The following is a 17615-nucleotide window of genomic DNA, read 5'->3' on the forward strand; positions in this document are numbered from 1 at the left end:
ATGACCACGCATGAACTGAAACAGCCGGGAGTTTCCATGGCCGACAAGATTGCCCGGATCGATCAGATCTGCACCCAGGCGCGCATTCTGCCGGTGATCACCATCGCCCGTGAAGAAGACATCCTGCCGTTGGCCGATGCGCTGGCTGCCGGTGGCATCAAGACCCTGGAAGTGACCCTGCGCTCGGCGCACGGCCTGAAAGCCATCCAGGTGCTGCGTGAACAGCGGCCGGAACTGTGCGTCGGCGCCGGCACCGTGCTGGATCGCAAGATGTTCGCTGCCGTGGAAGCGGCTGGTGCGCAGTTTGTGGTCACGCCAGGTGTTACCCAGGACATTCTTGAGGCAGGTGTGCAAAGCGACCTGCCGTTGCTGCCGGGGATCAGCACGCCATCGGAGTTGATGATGGGCTACGCCCTTGGCTATCGCCGCTTCAAGCTGTTTCCCGCGGAAATCAGCGGTGGTGTGGCGGCGATCAAGGCTTACGGCGGTCCGTTCGGTGAAGTGCGCTTTTGCCCGACCGGTGGGGTGAACCCAGGTAATGTGAAGAGCTACATGGCCTTGCCCAATGTCATGTGTGTGGGCGGAACCTGGATGCTCGACAGTGGCTGGATCAAGAACGGCGACTGGGGGCGGATTACCGATTGCAGCGCCGAGGCGTTGGCGTTGTTGGATTGAAAGGTTGTCGTCGCGTGTGGTTTGCAGGGCGCCTTGTCGGCGCCCTTTTTTGTGGGGCGGTGTTGCTCCCCGATAACGTGCAGGAAACGCGTCCTGATGCCTGCTGCAAGGAGAGCCCGTTAGGGTCTGTTGGGTAACAGCCAACCCCTAACGCAGTACTTTTTACGCAGGAGTGACAACATGAGCGACAAGACAAAACGGATTATTGCAGGCTTCGAGCATGTAGAGGGATCGTACGAAATCGAGAATTATCTGTTTGGCGATCAGATCGACAGCGTTACACCGGGCTGCTGGATCTACGGCGATACCGTTTATGGCGACATGCGGATCGGCTTCGAAAACTGGGGGACCTACAGTGTCCCGGTCATGGCCTACTTGGTGCACATGAACACTGTTCGCCTGCCGACCAAGGTCAAGCACCAGCAGGAGATCGCGGTAGTCAATGGCTATAGCAGCTCGGTCACCACTTCCATTGAAACTAACATCTCCTTGGGCACCGGATTTATTGCTGTTGCCGGCGGTGGTCTGAAGATCACCGATAGCTCCACAGAAGGTATCCACGGCTCCACCACGCGCAGCCAAAAGATAGAAATGGAAGGGCCGGGTACGTTCAATATCTATCAGGTGCACATCGCCTATGCCCACTGTGCTACCTCGGCCGGGCCGCTTGCGCATCTGTTCAAGTATGCCAAGACCTTCGCCAGGCCAAGCGCACGACAGCCTGACAGGGAAGACCTGTACTTCATGACCTCGATCGCGACCAGCACCATCGTTCCGGTGGCGTCGAAGAACTCCGCAGCCCCATTGAGCTGGGATGACATTCAGGAGGCGGCGCTGATGGAAGGTTACGACGCCGAGATCAACGGCGGTATGTGGTCGATAGACTACTCGGCGTTCGACACGCCAGGATCGCACTACTGATCGCCACGCATAAAAAACCGCATCCTGGATGCGGTTTTTTTTATGGCTTGGCTTTACGCCGCTTTCGCCTCTTGCTGGCACAGCGACCGATTCAGCGCACTGAACAATGCCTTGAAGCTGGCCGTGGTGATGTTTTCATCGATACCCACGCCGTGCACCGGACGCCCACCGGCCACACGCAGTTCGATATAGGCTGCGGCCTTGGCGTTGGTGCCGGCACCGATGGCGTGCTCGTTGTAGTCCATGATCTCCACGGCCACCGGCAAACCGGCCACCAGGGCTTCGAGGGCGCCATTGCCCTTGCCGCGCCAGTGCAGGGTGGTTTCGCCTTCGCCGGCGACTTCCACTTCCACCGCGCTGTGGCCGTTCTCTTCCTGCAGGCGATGGCTGACCAGCGCATACGGCGCGTTGGCTTGCAAGTATTCGCGGTGCAGCAGGTTGTAGATCTGCTGGGCAGTCATCTCCAGGCCCAGACGGTCGGTTTCACCCTGTACCACCTGGCTGAACTCGATCTGCATGCGGCGCGGCAAGCTGATGCCGTATTCCTGTTCGAGCAGGTAGGTGATGCCGCCTTTGCCCGACTGGCTGTTGACGCGGATCACCGCCTCGTAGCTGCGGCCGATGTCGGCCGGGTCGATCGGCAGGTACGGCACTTCCCACTTGGCGTCGTCTTTCTGTTGGGTGAAGCCTTTGCGGATCGCATCCTGGTGCGAACCGGAGAAGGCGGTATGAACCAGGTCACCGACATACGGATGACGTGGGTGCACCGGAATCTGGTTGCATTCCTCGACCACCTTGCGCACGCCGTCGATGTCGGAGAAGTCCAGTTGCGGGTCCAGGCCCTGGGTGTAGAGGTTCAACGCCAGAGTCACCAGGTCGACGTTACCGGTACGTTCACCGTTGCCGAACAGGCAGCCTTCGACGCGGTCGGCACCGGCCATCAGGCCCAGCTCGGTGGCGGCTACGCCAGTGCCACGGTCGTTGTGGGTGTGCAGGCTGATGATCACGCTGTCGCGACGGTTGACGTTGCGGCCGAACCATTCGATCTGGTCGGCATAAATGTTCGGCGTCGAGACTTCGACGGTGGCCGGCAGGTTGAGGATGATCTTGTTGTCCGGCGTCGGGTTCCACACCTCGATCACCGCGTCACAGACTTCCTTGGCAAACTCCAGCTCGGTGGCGCTGAAGGTCTCGGGCGAGTACTGGAAGGTCCACTGGGTTTCCGGCTGCTGCGCGGCGTATTTGACGAACAGCTTGGCCGCGTTCACCGCGATGTCTTTCACGCCTTGCTTGTCCTGGTTGAAGACGATGCGGCGGAACGACGGGCTGGTGGCGTTGTACAGGTGGACGATGGCCTTTTTCGCACCGCGCAGCGATTCGAAGGTACGGGCGATCAAGTCTTCACGGGCCTGGGTCAGCACCTGGATGGTGGTGTCGTCAGGAATGTGGCCGTCTTCGATCAAGGTGCGAACGAAGTCGAAATCGGTTTGCGAAGCCGAAGGGAAGGAGGCTTCGATCTCTTTCACACCGACGCTGACCAGGGTCTTCCAGAAACGCAGCTTCTTCACCGCATCCATAGGCTCGATCAACGACTGGTTGCCATCACGCAGGTCGGAGCTGCACCAGATCGGCGTCTGGGTGATGGTCTTCGATGGCCAGGTACGGTCAGGCAAGTTGACGGTAGGGAAGGCGCTGTATTTTTTCGAAGGGTCTTTGAGCATGGTCATGAAAAGCAATCCTTGAATGTGCGGCCTGGAAAGGTGGCCTGCCGAACGAAAACGAGATGAAAAGGCGAGGCGACGCGATTCAGCTTGGTAGTCGTGCACTGACCAGGCAGAGGCTGCGATGTTGACGAAGCAGGATGAGGGTCTGAAAGGTTTTCATGGCTTCAACCCTAACCAGTGGGGTTAAAGATGGCAAGCCTTGATAAAAAATTGAGAGGAATGCTTAAAAAGTTTAATTTATCGAGATTTTATAGCTGTTCGGAAACAAAAAGACCGCGCCAGTTGCGCGGTCTTTTTGAATGACGCAAGCGAGCGTCAGGGCTGGAACGCCCCGATGAAGATCGCCGGATCCACCCGCGCATCATTGAGGCTGACGTTCCAGTGCATATGCGGACCGGTAGCGCGACCCGTTGCGCCTACCCGGCCTACGACTGCGCCGCGACTGAGCTGCTGGCCTGGCTTCACATCGATTTTCGACATATGGCAGAACATGCTGATAAAGCCCTGGCCATGGTCGACGAACACGGTGTTGCCGTTGAAGAAGTAGTTACCCACCAGAATCACTTTGCCGTTGGCCGGGGTCTTGATCGGCGTTCCGGCAGGCACGGCGAAATCCAGGCCGGCATGTGGATTGCGCTCTTCGCCATTGAAGAAGCGACGCACGCCGAACTTGCTCGACAGCGGACCGTTGACCGGCTTGTCGAGGATCAGGTTGCTCGGCAGGTTGGGGCTGAAGCTGCGGTAGGCCTTGATCTGCTCGGCAAGTTCGGCATCGATGCGCTTGAGGTCGGCCGGGTCGGGGTTGACCTGACGCTTGTTCTTCAAGGTGATGCGTTGCTCCGGGTACTTCTTGCTGCCGACGTTGAAGGTCAGCGTGCGGGTGCCCTGGGTGAGCTGCGCCTGGCCAGGTTTCTGTGTCAGCGGCAGGCCGACGATGGCCAGCCAGTTGTCCTGTTCCTTGACCACCAGCACCGGTTTGCCGTCAAAGCGCGCGTTCGGTGCCTGGGCCGCGGGGCCGAGGTCAACGACCGCGACGCCACCGGGTACCGGTTTGTTCAATTGACGGGTGATGTAGCTGGCCTGGGCGCTGCTGGCGAACATCAGGCACAGCAGCAACAGCGGGGCAAACAGACGGGGCATGGTTCAGTCCAGTAGTGAAAGCGTGACCGGAGTCAGGTGGTTGTCTTCGACCCGCACTTGCAACTCGCCTTCGCCCAGGCGCGCGCTCAGGCGCTGGCCGTTGTGGGTCTGGGCGGCGCTGCGGATCGCCTGGCCGCGCTCATCGAGGAGAATGCTGTAGCCGCGCCCCAGGGTTGCCAGGGGGCTGACCACGTGAAGGGTCTGGACCTGCGCCTGCAAGCGCTGGCGGCGGTCTTTGAGGGTTTCGCGCATGGCGCGCGGCAAGCGTTCGGCGAGGCTGTCCAGGCGCTGTTTGAGCAGGGCCAGGGTGCGTCCCGGGTGTTGCGCGGCCAGGCGCGTGTCGAGCCGGGCGAGGCGTTCGCGACGCTGGTTCAGGCGCTGTTCGAAGGCGCGGCGCAGGCGCATGTCGAGGTCGTCCAGGCGCTGGGCCTGCTGGCGCAGACGCTCGCCAGGGTGGCGCAGGCGCCGGGTCAGGCTGTCCAGGCGCAGGCGGTCGTGCGTCAGGCGGCTCTGCATGCGCAGCAGCAGGCGTCGTTTCAGGCTGTCGATGCGTCGCTGCAGGTCGCTGCTGTCCGGGGCCAGCAACTCGGCGGCGGCCGAAGGCGTTGGCGCGCGAACGTCAGCGACAAAGTCACTGATCGAGACATCGGTTTCATGGCCGACGGCACTGACAATCGGCGTTACACAAGCAGCGATCGCCCGGGCTACCGCTTCTTCGTTGAAGCACCAGAGGTCTTCCAGCGAGCCACCGCCACGGGCCAGGATCAGCGCGTCGAAACCGCGGCTGTCGGCCAGTTGCAGGGCGCGCACGATCTGGTTGATTGCTTCGCGGCCTTGTACGGCGGTGGGGATCAGTGTCAATTCAACCTGCGGGGCACGACGGCGGAACACGCTGATGATGTCGCGGATCACCGCGCCGGTGGGCGAGCTGACAATGCCAATACGTTGCGGGTGGGCGGGCAGGGCAACCTTGTTTTCGGCGCTGAACAGGCCTTCGGCGCCGAGTTTTTCCTTGAGTGCTTCGAACGCCAGGCGCAGCGCGCCATCGCCGGCAGGTTCGACGGTGTCGAGGATCAGTTGATAGTCACCACGGCCCTCGAACAGCGAGACCTTGCCGCGCACCTTGACCGCCAGGCCGTCGCGCAGGGCCTGGCGAACCCGCAGGGCGTTCTGCCGGAACAGTGCGCAGCGCACCTGGGCACCGCTGTCCTTGAGGGTGAAATAGACATGACCGGAAGCCGGGCGGGCGAGGTTGGAAATCTCGCCTTCGACCCAGACATTGCGGAACACGTCTTCAAGCAGCACCCGGGCGCGGCCGTTGAGCTGGCTGACGGTCAGGACTTCGCGGTCCAGGCCGAGTCTTTCGAAGGGGTCTTTGATCATGGGCTGCATCATAAAGGATTGTGGCTATGGGGTGTCAGTGGCTCGGTGGTGCCTTCATCGCTGGCAAGGCCAGCTCCCACAGTGTTCAGTGAGATATCCCTGTGGGAGCCGGCCTTGCCGGCGATGGGCTGCGCAGCAGCCCCATATGCAAGACGAACTGTTGCACCAAAGGCCCGGCATCGTGACGGTATGCCAACGCCACCGTACTGCTGCACCCTTCATCCGTCAGGGCAATGAACCGCAGTGAAGGCGGGGCAATCTCCTGCATGCACTGCGGCAACAAAGCCACACCGAAACCTGCCTGGATCAACTGCAACTGAGTTGTCTTGCGCGATACGACCCGTGCAGCCTTCGGAAAGAATCCTGCCCCCATGCACAGCTCTGCAGACAGGTAGCTCAAGCCGCCGCGCTGGCGATGGGGGATGGAAATAAAGGCCTCGTCACGCAGCTGCGCCAGGCAAACGCTGGTTTCCCTGGCCAGCGGATGCTCTTCGGCAACCGCCAGCAACAAGGGCTCCTCAAACAGCGGTTGCACACAAAGCCCTTCATGCTGGCGTAGCACCGGCAAGCGCAGCAGGCCGATTTCCAGGCGATCTTCTGCCAGCTCTGCAAGCTGTGCCTCGGAAGACTGCTGGGCGATTTCCATGGCAACGCCCGGATACTCATGCAGATAGCCACTGAGCCGGGTCAACAGCTGACCGGTCAACGGCACCGTGCTCGAATGATTCAGGCGCAGACTGCCACGTACGCCCTGGCCGACATCCCGGGCCAGGCGTTGGGCTTTCTCCAGGTCCACCAGCAAGGTGCGGGCCCGCGGCAAGAAGGCCTGGCCGGCAGCCGTAAGGCGCGGCTGGCGAGCGGTACGTTCGAACAGCAAGGTCTCGAGCTGCGCCTCCAGTTCCTTGATCTGCCGGCTCAGGGCCGACTGGGCAATGAACAGGCGCTCGGCGGCGGCGCTGAAACTGCCGCTTTCGGCGATTTCGACGAAGTATCGCAACTGACGGGTGGAGATCATTGGTGATATGCCGTTTCAAGATGGCTAGTGGCGTAATTGCATATTAGTCGGCATGGCTTGGCGCTGGCTAAAGTTTCCACACATTCACTGTTGGCGACCGCCATGCTCTCGACTCTGTTTGCCCAAATACCGTTCACCTCTTTCGACTGGCTGCCGATCCTGCTCGGCGTCGGCGCCGCCTATATCGTCTTCGGCATCGCCGGCTTCGGCACAGCACTGGTCGCCGGGCCGGTGCTGATCAACTTCATGCCGTTGTCACGGATCATCCCGTTGCTGGTATTGCTGGATTTTGTCGCCGCTTTCGGCAACTGGCTGCCAGCGCGCAAGGCGGTGGCCCGCGCGGAATTGCTCCGCCTGCTGCCGTGTATGGCACTGGGCTGCACCCTCGGTGTGGTGTTTCTGCTCAACCTCAAGTCCGACCTGTTGTTGCTGCTGATGGGCCTGTTTATCAGCGCCTATGCCCTGTACAGCCTGGCGGTGAAGATCAGGCCGGCACAGCTCTCGGCCTCCTGGTCGGTACCGATGGGAACCGTGGGCGGTTTGTTCGGTGCCCTGTTCGGCAGCGGCGGCTTTCTCTATGCCATCTATCTCAACGCCCGGCTGCCCTCCAAGGAGCAGGCGCGGGCGACCCAAAGCGCGCTGATCAGCTGCAGTACCGTGGTGCGCCTGAGCCTGTTCCTGATTGCCGGGGTGTATGCCGACCTGCCGCTGTTGTTGCTGGCGCTGTGCTTGCTGCCGATGATGGCGATCGGGCTGTACCTGGGCCGGCGCCTGACCCTGAACATGTCTCGGGACGCTTTCGTGCGTCTGGTCACCTGGCTGGTGCTGGCCAGCGGCATTGCCCTGATCGGTCGCTACCTGAGTGCGGTAAACTGGCAGCTTTGAGCATGTTTGGCTGCCGTCATGATTACCCAGAGCATCATTGTCCCGAAAATCTCCACTGTTCCTGTGCATGAGCCGCGCGCGCGGGCAATCCTGCGCTGGCTGGTGCGCGAGAAGATCATCGAGGAACAACTGAGCACCTGCGGCAGCACCGGCAATCGTATGGCTTACGCCATCGCCGAAGGTGCGCGCAAAGTCGTCGAGCGGCCCGAGCTGTTGCCGTTCGGACAGGCGATCAATGGCCTGGAAGTGATTACCAAGCGTTGCATCTACACACCGCTCGACGATTTTCTCGAGGAGGCCGGCTGCGCCGAATGCCGCCGCGAGGTCGGCGTGGCGCTGTTTGAGAGCCTCGAGGAGTGGATGCCCGGGCAGACCGACAATTTCATTTGCCCACTGTGCGGCCATGAAGACGACATCAACGGCTTCCTGTTCCTGCAACCCTGCGCGTTTTCCAACCTGGGTTTCATCTTCAATAACTGGGGCGCGGCGGGATTCAAGCAGGCTTTTCTCGATGACTTTGCCGACTGGCTGGATCAGCCGGTGGCCGTGGTGCAGGTAAAGCGCAGCGGTAACTGACCGAAGGACCGATCTTTGCATTGAGTGAAGGGCTCTGGATGAGTATAATGGCGCGCTTCCATTTTTCCCGCCCGGGAGCCCCCGCGATGCTGCGTATCAGCCAAGAAGCCCTGACCTTCGACGACATTCTCCTAGTGCCTGGTTATTCAGAGGTGCTACCCAATGAAGTCAGTCTCAAGACCCGTTTGACCCGTGGCATCGAGCTGAATATTCCGTTGGTTTCCGCCGCCATGGATACCGTGACCGAAGCCCGTCTGGCCATTGCCATGGCCCAGGAAGGCGGCATCGGCATCATCCACAAGAACATGACCATCGAGCAGCAAGCTGCCGAAGTGCGCAAGGTCAAGAAGTTCGAGGCCGGCGTGGTCAAGGACCCGATCACCATCGAGGCCGATGCCACAGTACGTGATCTGCTCGACCTGACCCGCCTGAACAACATCTCCGGCGTTCCGGTGCTGCACAATGGCGACCTGGTCGGCATCGTCACCTCCCGCGACATCCGTTTTGAAAACCGTCTGGATGCCACTGTCCGTGAAGTGATGACGCCTAAAGAGCGCCTGGTCACGGTCATGGAAGGCGCCGACAAGAACGAAGCGCGCGAACTGCTGCATAAACACCGCATCGAGCGCGTGCTGATCGTCGACGACAAATTCGCCCTCAAAGGCATGATGACCGTCAACGACATCGAAAAAGCCAAGGCCTACCCGCTGGCCAGCAAGGACGATCAGGGTCGTCTGCGCGTTGGTGCTGCGGTCGGTACTGGCAAAGACACCGGTGATCGCGTTTCCGCACTGGTTGCTGCCGGCGTTGACGTGGTAGTGGTCGACACTGCTCACGGTCACTCCAAAGGCGTGATCGATCGCGTTCGCTGGGTCAAAGAGAACTTCCCGCAGGTTCAGGTCATCGGTGGCAACATTGCTACCGGCGCTGCTGCCAAGGCCCTGGCCGAAGCTGGCGCTGACGCGGTCAAGGTCGGTATCGGCCCTGGCTCGATCTGCACCACCCGTATCGTCGCCGGTGTCGGCGTGCCGCAGATCAGCGCCATCGCCAATGTCGCTGCGGCCCTTGAAGGCACCGGTATCCCGTTGATCGCCGACGGTGGCATCCGTTTCTCCGGTGACCTGTCCAAGGCCATCGTGGCCGGCGCTTCGGCGGTGATGATGGGCTCGATGTTCGCCGGTACCGAAGAGGCACCAGGCGAGATCGAACTGTTCCAGGGCCGTTCCTACAAGGCTTACCGCGGCATGGGCTCGCTGGGCGCCATGTCCCAGGCCCAGGGTTCCTCGGACCGCTACTTCCAGGACTCCTCGGCCGGTGCCGAGAAGCTGGTACCGGAAGGTATCGAAGGTCGCGTGCCGTACAAGGGCACCCTGACCGCGATCATCCACCAGCTGATGGGTGGCCTGCGCTCCTCGATGGGTTACACCGGCAGCGCCAACATCGAAGAGATGCGCACCAAGCCTGAGTTCGTGCGTATCACCGGTGCCGGCATGGCCGAGTCCCACGTGCATGACGTACAGATCACCAAAGAAGCGCCAAACTACCGCGTAGGTTGATGCTTCTGGCAACACTTGCAAGCGGGGCTGTTATCGACAGCCCCGCGTCGTTTCCGATTACCACTGACGAGATTGAGTCATGGCCCTCGACATTCACGCTCACCGCATCCTGATCCTCGACTTCGGTTCCCAGTACACCCAGCTGATCGCCCGCCGCGTTCGCGAAATCGGCGTGTACTGCGAACTGCACCCGTTCGACATGGACGACGAAGCGATTCGCGAATTCGCTCCGCGCGGTATCATCCTGGCCGGCGGCCCCGAGTCCGTGCATGAAGCCAACAGCCCGCGCGCGCCACAGGCCGTCTGGGACCTGGGTGTGCCGGTATTCGGCATCTGCTACGGCATGCAGACCATGGCCGAGCAACTGGGCGGCAAGGTTGAAGGTTCCGAGCTGCGCGAATTCGGTTATGCCCGCGTTGATGTAGTCGGCAAGAGCCGCCTGCTCGATGGCATCGAAGACCACGTCGATGCTGACGGCGTACTCGGCCTGGACGTATGGATGAGCCACGGTGACAAGGTCACCCGCATCCCGGAAGAATTCCACATCCTCGCCAGCACCCCGAGCTGCCCGATCGCCGGCATGGCCGACGACACCCGCGGCTACTACGGCGTGCAGTTCCACCCGGAAGTGACCCACACCAAGCAGGGCGGTCGCATCCTCTCGCGCTTCATCCTCGACGTTTGCGGCTGCGAAGCCCTGTGGACGCCGTCGAAAATCGCCGAAGACGCGATTGCCCAGGTGCGTGCCCAGGTCGGTACCGACAACGTCCTGCTCGGCCTGTCCGGCGGCGTCGACTCCTCGGTGGTTGCAGCCCTGCTGCACAAGGCCATCGGCGACCAGCTGACCTGCGTCTTCGTCGACAACGGCCTGCTGCGTCTGCACGAAGGTGAGCAAGTGATGGCCATGTTCGCCGAGAACATGGGCGTCAAGGTGATCCGTGCCAACGCTGAAGAACAGTTCCTGACCAACCTTGCCGGTGAGTCGGACCCTGAGAAGAAGCGCAAGATCATCGGCCGCACCTTCATCGACGTGTTCGATGCCGAGTCGAACAAGCTCGAGAACATCAAGTACCTGGCCCAGGGCACCATCTACCCTGACGTGATCGAGTCGGCTGGCGCCAAGAGCGGCAAGGCCCACGTGATCAAGTCGCACCACAACGTCGGTGGCCTGCCGGAAGAGATGAACCTCAAGCTGGTCGAGCCGCTGCGCGAACTGTTCAAGGACGAGGTCCGTCGCCTCGGTCTGGAGCTGGGCCTGCCGTACGACATGGTCTACCGTCACCCGTTCCCGGGCCCGGGCCTGGGTGTGCGCATCCTCGGTGAAGTGAAGAAGGAGTACGCCGACCTGCTGCGTCGTGCCGACCATATCTTCATCGAAGAACTGCGCAAGGCCGACTGGTACCACAAGGTCAGCCAGGCTTTCGTGGTGTTCCAGCCGGTGAAATCGGTGGGTGTGGTCGGTGACGGCCGTCGTTACGCCTGGGTCGTGGCCCTGCGTGCGGTAGAAACCATCGACTTCATGACCGCACGTTGGGCGCACCTGCCTTACGAGCTGCTGGAGACTGTCAGCGGCCGGATCATCAACGAGATCGAAGGCATTTCGCGCGTTACTTACGACGTGTCGAGCAAGCCGCCAGCAACGATCGAGTGGGAATGATCGGACGTCCGGCACTGACCGGCACTGAGTAGCAAGAAACACCTTGAAGCCCGCGTAATCGCGGGCTTCTTTTCATCTGCAGATTGACTCGATCCCATGCGCCGGGAACATTTCATCGCTACTGACGGTCATTGTCAGGCGTGTTTGTGCGCTCATTCACTTAAACAGGGTTATCCGATTGAACTCGAAATTTATTCCGTTCTCTCTGGCCATGCTGCTTGCCACATCCGTAATGCCTGCACAGGCGCAGCAAAAGGTTGCCCTCAATTCGCCTGAACCGGGCGTGCTGTGCGACCGTTACCTGTGTGTCGACGGCAAGGGTGGCGTTTCCCGCGAATTGACCGAGAAACACCTTGGCAAGAAAGCGGCGACCAAGCTGTTTTCACAAGGCGACTTCGACGCGACCCAGTTCACCTTTGCCAATGGCATTTTCTGCGACGTCAAAGAACGCTTGTGCCGAGAGGATCGCTATTACGGTGCGGATGGCAAGCGCAGCGGGAAAGTGTCTGAGAAATACACGAAGCTGTTATTTGTTCACTAGGCCGCAAGCAACACCTTGAAGCCCACGTGATGGTGGGCTTCAAGGTGCCAACCGAAATTACCAACCCAGCTGCTTGTTGAACGACAACGCATCATAGTAATCATGCTGCGACGCGATCTTGCCGTCCTTCAGCTTGATGAAGCTGACGCCCTTGAATGACAACGGCTTGTTGGTCGCTGGCGTCTCGGGCGCCCAGGCACCGGTGTTGTGCCCGTCGAACTGCCACTCGAAGGCGATGTTGTCGCCGTCGACAATCGGTTGGCCAACCATCTGCCATTTCAGGTCAGGCACGGCATCGATAAACAGCTTGATGACTTCAACCCTGGCGGCTTCCCGGCCGACTTTGGGCACCCCTACGGACGCGTCGAGAAACTCGCCGTTCTCGGCAAAGTACTGCGCCGCGGCATCGGGGTCGTGTTTGTTCCAGGCGCTCATGTAGGCGTTGATGACTTCCAGGGTCTTGTCTTTGTCCGCCGCCACCGAGAACTGGGCAAACAACAGAACGACCAGGATGCTGACAAGGCGAAGCGAGATTCGCTGCATGGTATTTCCTCTTCGATTATTGCTGTTGTTGGAAAGACGGAAATCGGTTTTGCCCAAGGATGCAACGGCTTATCGTGGCGTCGGCAGTTCCACCAGCGACCAGTCGATCGACAGCGGTTTGAGCTTGTGCACCTTGGCGGCGGCCGGGCGGCTGGCCATGTTGCCGACGAACCAGTTGGTGGAGTTGGCTGCGACGATACGGCCTTCACCGTTGATGATGAATGCCTCGTTCTGCATGCGCAGCAGGCAGCGGGTGAGCAGTTGATCGAATTCATGCATGGCTATATCCGCCGCGGCAACGCCGACAAATCGCCCGCCGGCGAGGATCGGCAACGAGAACGCCAGTATGTAGAGTTCGGTGCCGTAGAGGTCCACGAAGGGCCCTTCGACCGATGCTCGCAGCGTAAGCTTCGGCCGGGTGAACCAGGGCATGCCCTGGTAGTTGTAGAAGCTTTCGCTCTGGCGATTGAAGTTAAGCATCATCGGCGCGATTTTGCCGCTGGCGGGGCGGTAGAACCATTCGAGGAACAGCTCTTGATCGGCCAGTTCGCCTGGCTCCAGCACCACGCCAGTGCCGTGGATATAGGTGTCGTTGCTTGACAGCCGCTCTTCGATGGTCGCCTGCAGGAACGCCAGGTCTTTGGAGGTCGGTTTTCTGCCTTCGGCAGCCAGGGCGTCCCACACCGTCACCACCTGTTCGGCCAGCGTTTCGAGTTGCTCGAACACCTTGCTGAAAATCGCTTCCAGGCGCTGGGTGCACTGCTGAAGCTCGTCGTTTTGTTCTGTCGTGATCATGACAACCTGCTCTCTTGCTGCCCAAGCAACTGGAAACGCAAATCCATCAGGCGCTTGATGCCTTCTTTGATATGGGCTTCGGTCAGCGCGCTGGCCAGGTTGGATTCGCCGGCAATCACTGCCTGGAGTATGGCCCGGTGTTCGGCGATGGCGGTGTTTTTCTGTGCGTCGTCGGTGCAGATCCAGTGCAGCTCGCCAATTTCGGCTTGCAGGCGCATTTCTGCGTGGGTCAGGCGCACCGATTGGGCGGCGACGGCAACCTCGATGTGAAAGCGCGCATCGGCCCGGCGCAGCTCGCTGCGCGCCGTGGCGTCCTGCAGTGCGCTGACGAAATGCTCCAGTCGTTGGTGCTGAACGCTGGAGGCGCGGCTGGCCGCCAAGCCCGCGGCGGTAGCTGAAATCGCGATCTGTTCGTCGCAGAGGTCGCGAAGTGCCAGCGAGCTCATGGCGCTCAACCTGGCCTTGAGAAAGTCGTCGGAAACCTCCACCGGGGCGCAGACGAAGCTGCCGCCATTTCTGCCGCGCCTGGTTGCGACAACGCCGCGCTGACGCAGGATTGCCAGGGCATCGCGCAAGGTCACGGTGGCCACGCCGAAACGGCTCGCCAGCTCGCTTTCGCTGGGTAATTGCTCGCCCTCGCCAATCAGGCCCAGGTCAATGACCTCGATCAGCCGACGCGCCACCTCCTCGGGTTTGCCTTCCTGGCTCACCTGTAGCAAAGACAGGCGGTTCACTTTATTCGGTTCAGTCATCCGGGTCGCCGTAAAAATATGAAACTAGATTTCTTTTAGCCATCTGCCGCCTGGTGTGCAACAGAAAAGCCCATTTCAAGCGTGGAATATCTGAAAGCAGGTCGCTTTTAGATAAAAGCGACACGCGGATTGGCAGTTCTTCGAACATAAGATACGGTTTCATATGTTTAATAAAAAGCCTGGTTTCCGCAGCCACGGGAGCGTTGACAGGCACTGGCATCGACACAGAGGAATGGCACCGACATGACGAATCCAACGCTTAGCACTTGGGAAGCTCGCGCACAGGCCCTGAAAATTGAAGGGCGTGCGTTTATCGGTGGGGACTATACCCACGCCATCGACCGGGAAACCTTCGATTGTCTGAGCCCGATCGATGGCCGTCTGCTGGCCAAGGTCGCCAGTTGCTCGGCGGCAGACGCTGATCGCGCCGTAGAAGTGGCGCGCGCCACCTTCGATTCCGGCGTCTGGTCGCGCATGGCGCCGGCAGACAGAAAGCAGGTCATGATCCGTTTTGGCACCTTGCTCGAAGCCCATGCCGACGAACTGGCGCTGCTGGAAACCCTGGACATGGGCAAGCCGATCAGTGACTCGCTGGCTGTCGACGTGCCGGGTGCTGCGCAAGCGCTGAGCTGGAGCGGCGAGGCCATCGACAAGATCTATGACGAAGTGGCGGCGACCCCACATGATCAGCTGGGTCTGGTGACCCGCGAGCCGGTGGGTGTGGTTGCCGCCATCGTGCCGTGGAACTTCCCGCTGATGATGGCCTGCTGGAAACTCGGCCCGGCGCTGTCGACCGGTAACTCGGTGATCCTCAAGCCGTCAGAGAAATCGCCACTGACCGCCATCCGCATCGCCCAGCTGGCGATCGACGCCGGTATCCCGGCTGGCGTCCTCAACGTACTGCCAGGCTATGGCCACACGGTCGGCAAGGCTCTGGCCCTGCACATGGACGTCGATACCCTGGTGTTCACCGGCTCGACCAAAATCGCCAAACAGCTGCTGATCTACGCCGGTGAGTCGAACATGAAGCGCGTCTGGCTGGAAGCCGGTGGCAAGAGCCCGAACATTGTCTTCGCCGATGCTGCCGACCTGCAGGCTGCAGCCGAGTCGGCGGCTGGCGCCATTGCTTTCAACCAGGGTGAGGTTTGTACCGCCGGCTCGCGCCTGCTGGTGGAGCGTTCGATCAAGGACAAATTCCTGCCGCTGGTGGTCGAGGCGCTGAAGGCCTGGAAGCCCGGCAACCCGCTGGACCCGGAAACCAACGTCGGTGCCCTGGTCGATAGCCAGCAGATGAACACTGTGCTGTCCTACATCGAGTCCGGTCGCAATGACGGCGCCACGCTGCTGGTGGGCGGCAAGCGCACCCTGCAGGAAACCGGTGGCACTTATGTCGAGCCGACCATTTTCGATGGCGTCAGCAATGCCATGAAGATCGCCCAGGAAGAAATCTTTGGCCCCGTGCTGTCGGTGATCACCTTCGACAGCGTCGAAGAAGCCATCAATATCGCCAACGACACGCCTTATGGTCTTGCCGCTGCCGTATGGACCGCCGACATCTCCAAGGCGCACCTGACCGCCAAAGCGCTGCGGGCCGGTAGCGTGTGGATCAACCAGTACGATGGCGGCGACATGACCGCGCCGTTCGGTGGCTTCAAGCAATCGGGCAACGGCCGCGACAAGTCGCTGCATGCGTTCGACAAGTACACCGAACTGAAAGCGACCTGGATCAAGTTGTAAGTCTGCAAACAAAAACAATAACTGCCGACAGGACAATGTCCTCAGGATAACAGCATGAACAGTTCCGAACTCACTGCGGTGGACCGCGATGCCGCCCAGCTCAAGGCGCTTGGCTATACGTCGAACTTCGAAAGAAGCATGAGCCTGTGGGAAAACTTTGCGCTGGGCTTCACCTACCTTTCGCCGGTCGTCGGCGTTTATACGCTGTTCGGCCTGTGCCTGGCGGCAGGCGGGCCGCCGATGATCTGGTCGTACTTGCTGGTCGGTTTCGGGCAGATGCTGGTCTGCCTGATTTTCTGCGAAGTGGTTTCGCAGTTTCCGATTTCCGGCGGCGTCTATCCGTGGGCCCGCCGTCTGGTGGGCAAGCGCTGGGCGTGGATGGTCGGCTGGATCTACTCCGTATCGCTGTGCGTGACCATTGCTGCGGTTGCACTGGGCGCCGGTCCTTACATCGCGGCCATGCTCGGCTTCGAACCGAGCCCGGTGACTAATACATTCGTCGCGCTGGCCCTGACCGTGCTGGCAACCCTGTTGAACCTGAGCGGGACCAAGTTGCTGGCCAAGGTTGCGATGTTCGGTTTCATCTGTGAGCTGCTGGGGGCGATTGTGATCGGTGGCTACCTGCTGATCTTCGAGCGCCATCAGCCGTTTTCGGTGCTGTTCAATACCTTTGACATCAGTATCGACGGCAGTTACTGGCCGGCGTTCCTGACCGCTTCGCTGGCCGGCATGTTCCTCTATTACGGCTTCGAAGCATGCGGTGATGTGGCGGAAGAGACGCCAAACCCGAGCAAGCGCATTCCCAAAGCCATGCGCATGACCATCTACATCGGTGGTGGTGCCGCGATTTTCGCCGCATTGGCCTTGATCCTCGCGGTTCCGGACATTGCCAAGGTGCTGTCCGGCGAAGACAAAGACCCGATGTCGACCATCATGGCCAATGCCTTCGGGCCGACCGGCTGGAAGATTGTCACGGCGGTCATCACCGTGTCCTTCGTGTCCTGCGTGCTGAGCTTGCAGGCGGCGGCCAGCCGTTTGCTGTACTCCTTTGCCCGCGACGAAATGGTCATGGGCAGCAGCGTGCTCAAGCGTCTGTCGCCCAATACCCGGGTGCCCACGGCGGCATTGATCACCTGCGGCCTGATCCCGGCTGCGATCGTCTGTGCCGGGTTCTACCTGGAAAATGCCATTGCGATCATCGTCAGCTTCGCCGCCATCGGCATTTATCTGGCCTTCCAGATGATCGTCGGCGGGGCGCTGTTCGCCCGGCTGCGCGGCTGGAGGCCGGCAGGTCAGTTCACCCTGGGCGGCTGGGGCTGGATCGTGAACATCCTGGCGCTGGTCTATGGCTTGCTGGCAATCACCAACATGTCCTGGCCGCGTACGCCGGATGCCCCCTGGTACAGCAACTACGGCATCCTGCTGACCTCGGCGGTGGTGATTGGTATCGGCCTGGTCTACATGGTCCTGTTCAAGCCCTATGACAAAGGCACGGCGCCGTTTGCCGATGCGTGGAAGTTACACAACGACCAGAACGTGAGTGCGCCCAGCCGGGCGTGATGAAGAAGGGCGCTCAGGCGCCCTTTTTTTGTCGGCGTTTGCCTGCGGCAACACTTCACTTAATCTTTCGCAATTGCAGGTGTATCGTATTCGCCCTTCATCGCTGGTACCTGGCACGGTGCCGGCATGTTGTTCCTGGCATTACGAGGTACCTG

The 17615-nt window shown here is 60.6% G+C and carries 17 protein-coding genes; 9 read left to right on the forward strand and 8 right to left on the reverse strand.

Annotation, left to right across the window (positions count from 1 at the left end):
- Both AC07OF_RS03985 and AC07OF_RS03990 read left to right on the forward strand, forming a co-directional pair.
- Positions 1-675 carry a bifunctional 4-hydroxy-2-oxoglutarate aldolase/2-dehydro-3-deoxy-phosphogluconate aldolase gene (locus tag AC07OF_RS03985; RefSeq protein WP_157193899.1) on the forward strand — a complete coding sequence of 225 codons (675 nt, stop codon included), beginning with the start codon at positions 1-3 and terminating at the stop codon, positions 673-675.
- Between the two features lie 180 nt (positions 676-855).
- Complete coding sequence (locus tag AC07OF_RS03990) at positions 856-1596, forward strand: monalysin family beta-barrel pore-forming toxin (RefSeq protein WP_157193897.1); 741 nt, start codon at positions 856-858, stop codon at positions 1594-1596.
- A 53-nt stretch (positions 1597-1649) separates the two neighbouring features.
- On the opposite strand, the gene leuA is transcribed toward AC07OF_RS03990, so the two are convergent.
- The 4 genes from leuA to AC07OF_RS04010 all read right to left on the reverse strand — a co-directional run bounded on the left by leuA (position 1650) and on the right by AC07OF_RS04010 (position 6858).
- Positions 1650-3323 (reverse strand): 2-isopropylmalate synthase, encoded by a 1674-nt coding sequence (leuA, locus tag AC07OF_RS03995; protein WP_157193895.1) that lies wholly within the window; start codon positions 3321-3323, stop codon positions 1650-1652.
- 312 nt (positions 3324-3635) lie between these two features.
- Entirely contained in the window at positions 3636-4460 is an 825-nt protein-coding gene (locus AC07OF_RS04000; protein ID WP_157193893.1) for a peptidoglycan DD-metalloendopeptidase family protein, read from the reverse strand.
- 3 nt (positions 4461-4463) lie between these two features.
- Complete coding sequence (gene xseA, locus AC07OF_RS04005) at positions 4464-5843, reverse strand: exodeoxyribonuclease VII large subunit (protein ID WP_157193890.1); 1380 nt, start codon at positions 5841-5843, stop codon at positions 4464-4466.
- Between the two features lie 85 nt (positions 5844-5928).
- Complete coding sequence (locus tag AC07OF_RS04010) at positions 5929-6858, reverse strand: LysR family transcriptional regulator (RefSeq protein WP_157193888.1); 930 nt, start codon at positions 6856-6858, stop codon at positions 5929-5931.
- 102 nt (positions 6859-6960) lie between these two features.
- Here AC07OF_RS04010 and AC07OF_RS04015 point away from each other — a divergent pair, with 102 nt between their 5' ends.
- From AC07OF_RS04015 to AC07OF_RS04035, 5 genes are all read left to right on the forward strand, one after another.
- Positions 6961-7743: a sulfite exporter TauE/SafE family protein gene (locus tag AC07OF_RS04015; protein WP_157193887.1), complete on the forward strand. Its 783-nt coding sequence runs from the start codon at positions 6961-6963 to the stop codon at positions 7741-7743.
- An 18-nt stretch (positions 7744-7761) separates the two neighbouring features.
- The gene (locus AC07OF_RS04020; protein ID WP_038614219.1) at positions 7762-8319 is read left to right on the forward strand and encodes a sugar ABC transporter ATPase; all 558 of its coding nucleotides are present in this window, start codon (positions 7762-7764) and stop codon (positions 8317-8319) included.
- 86 nt (positions 8320-8405) lie between these two features.
- Positions 8406-9875, forward strand: coding sequence for an IMP dehydrogenase (gene guaB, locus AC07OF_RS04025; RefSeq protein ID WP_038614216.1), 1470 nt, complete (start codon positions 8406-8408; stop codon positions 9873-9875).
- A 79-nt stretch (positions 9876-9954) separates the two neighbouring features.
- Positions 9955-11532 (forward strand): glutamine-hydrolyzing GMP synthase, encoded by a 1578-nt coding sequence (gene guaA / locus AC07OF_RS04030; RefSeq protein WP_157193885.1) that lies wholly within the window; start codon positions 9955-9957, stop codon positions 11530-11532.
- 178 nt (positions 11533-11710) lie between these two features.
- On the forward strand, positions 11711-12073 hold the full coding sequence (locus AC07OF_RS04035; RefSeq protein WP_232478208.1) for a YcgJ family protein: 363 nt from the start codon (positions 11711-11713) through the stop codon (positions 12071-12073).
- Positions 12074-12130: 57 nt separating this feature from the next.
- On the opposite strand, the gene AC07OF_RS04040 is transcribed toward AC07OF_RS04035, so the two are convergent.
- From AC07OF_RS04040 to AC07OF_RS04055, 4 genes are all read right to left on the reverse strand, one after another.
- On the reverse strand, positions 12131-12616 hold the full coding sequence (locus AC07OF_RS04040; RefSeq protein ID WP_038614209.1) for an ester cyclase: 486 nt from the start codon (positions 12614-12616) through the stop codon (positions 12131-12133).
- Between the two features lie 69 nt (positions 12617-12685).
- Positions 12686-13411, reverse strand: a complete 726-nt coding sequence (locus AC07OF_RS04045) for a cache domain-containing protein (RefSeq protein WP_157193883.1) — start codon at positions 13409-13411, stop codon at positions 12686-12688.
- Entirely contained in the window at positions 13408-14163 is a 756-nt protein-coding gene (locus tag AC07OF_RS04050) for a FadR/GntR family transcriptional regulator (RefSeq protein ID WP_157193881.1), read from the reverse strand. Before AC07OF_RS04050 ends, AC07OF_RS04045 begins: the two co-directional genes overlap by 4 nt.
- A complete protein-coding gene (locus AC07OF_RS04055; protein WP_495072588.1) occupies positions 14156-14311 on the reverse strand; it encodes a hypothetical protein in 156 nt (51 codons plus the stop codon). Before AC07OF_RS04055 ends, AC07OF_RS04050 begins: the two co-directional genes overlap by 8 nt.
- Before the next feature lie 95 nt (positions 14312-14406).
- Here AC07OF_RS04055 and AC07OF_RS04060 point away from each other — a divergent pair, with 95 nt between their 5' ends.
- Together AC07OF_RS04060 and AC07OF_RS04065 are read left to right on the forward strand one after the other, a co-directional pair.
- Complete coding sequence (locus AC07OF_RS04060) at positions 14407-15900, forward strand: aldehyde dehydrogenase (protein WP_157193879.1); 1494 nt, start codon at positions 14407-14409, stop codon at positions 15898-15900.
- 54 nt (positions 15901-15954) lie between these two features.
- Complete coding sequence (locus tag AC07OF_RS04065; protein WP_157193877.1) at positions 15955-17460, forward strand: APC family permease; 1506 nt, start codon at positions 15955-15957, stop codon at positions 17458-17460.
- Positions 17461-17615 lie beyond the last annotated feature (155 nt).

It is taken from the genome of Pseudomonas sp. GW821-FHT10B02 (assembly GCF_059415665.1).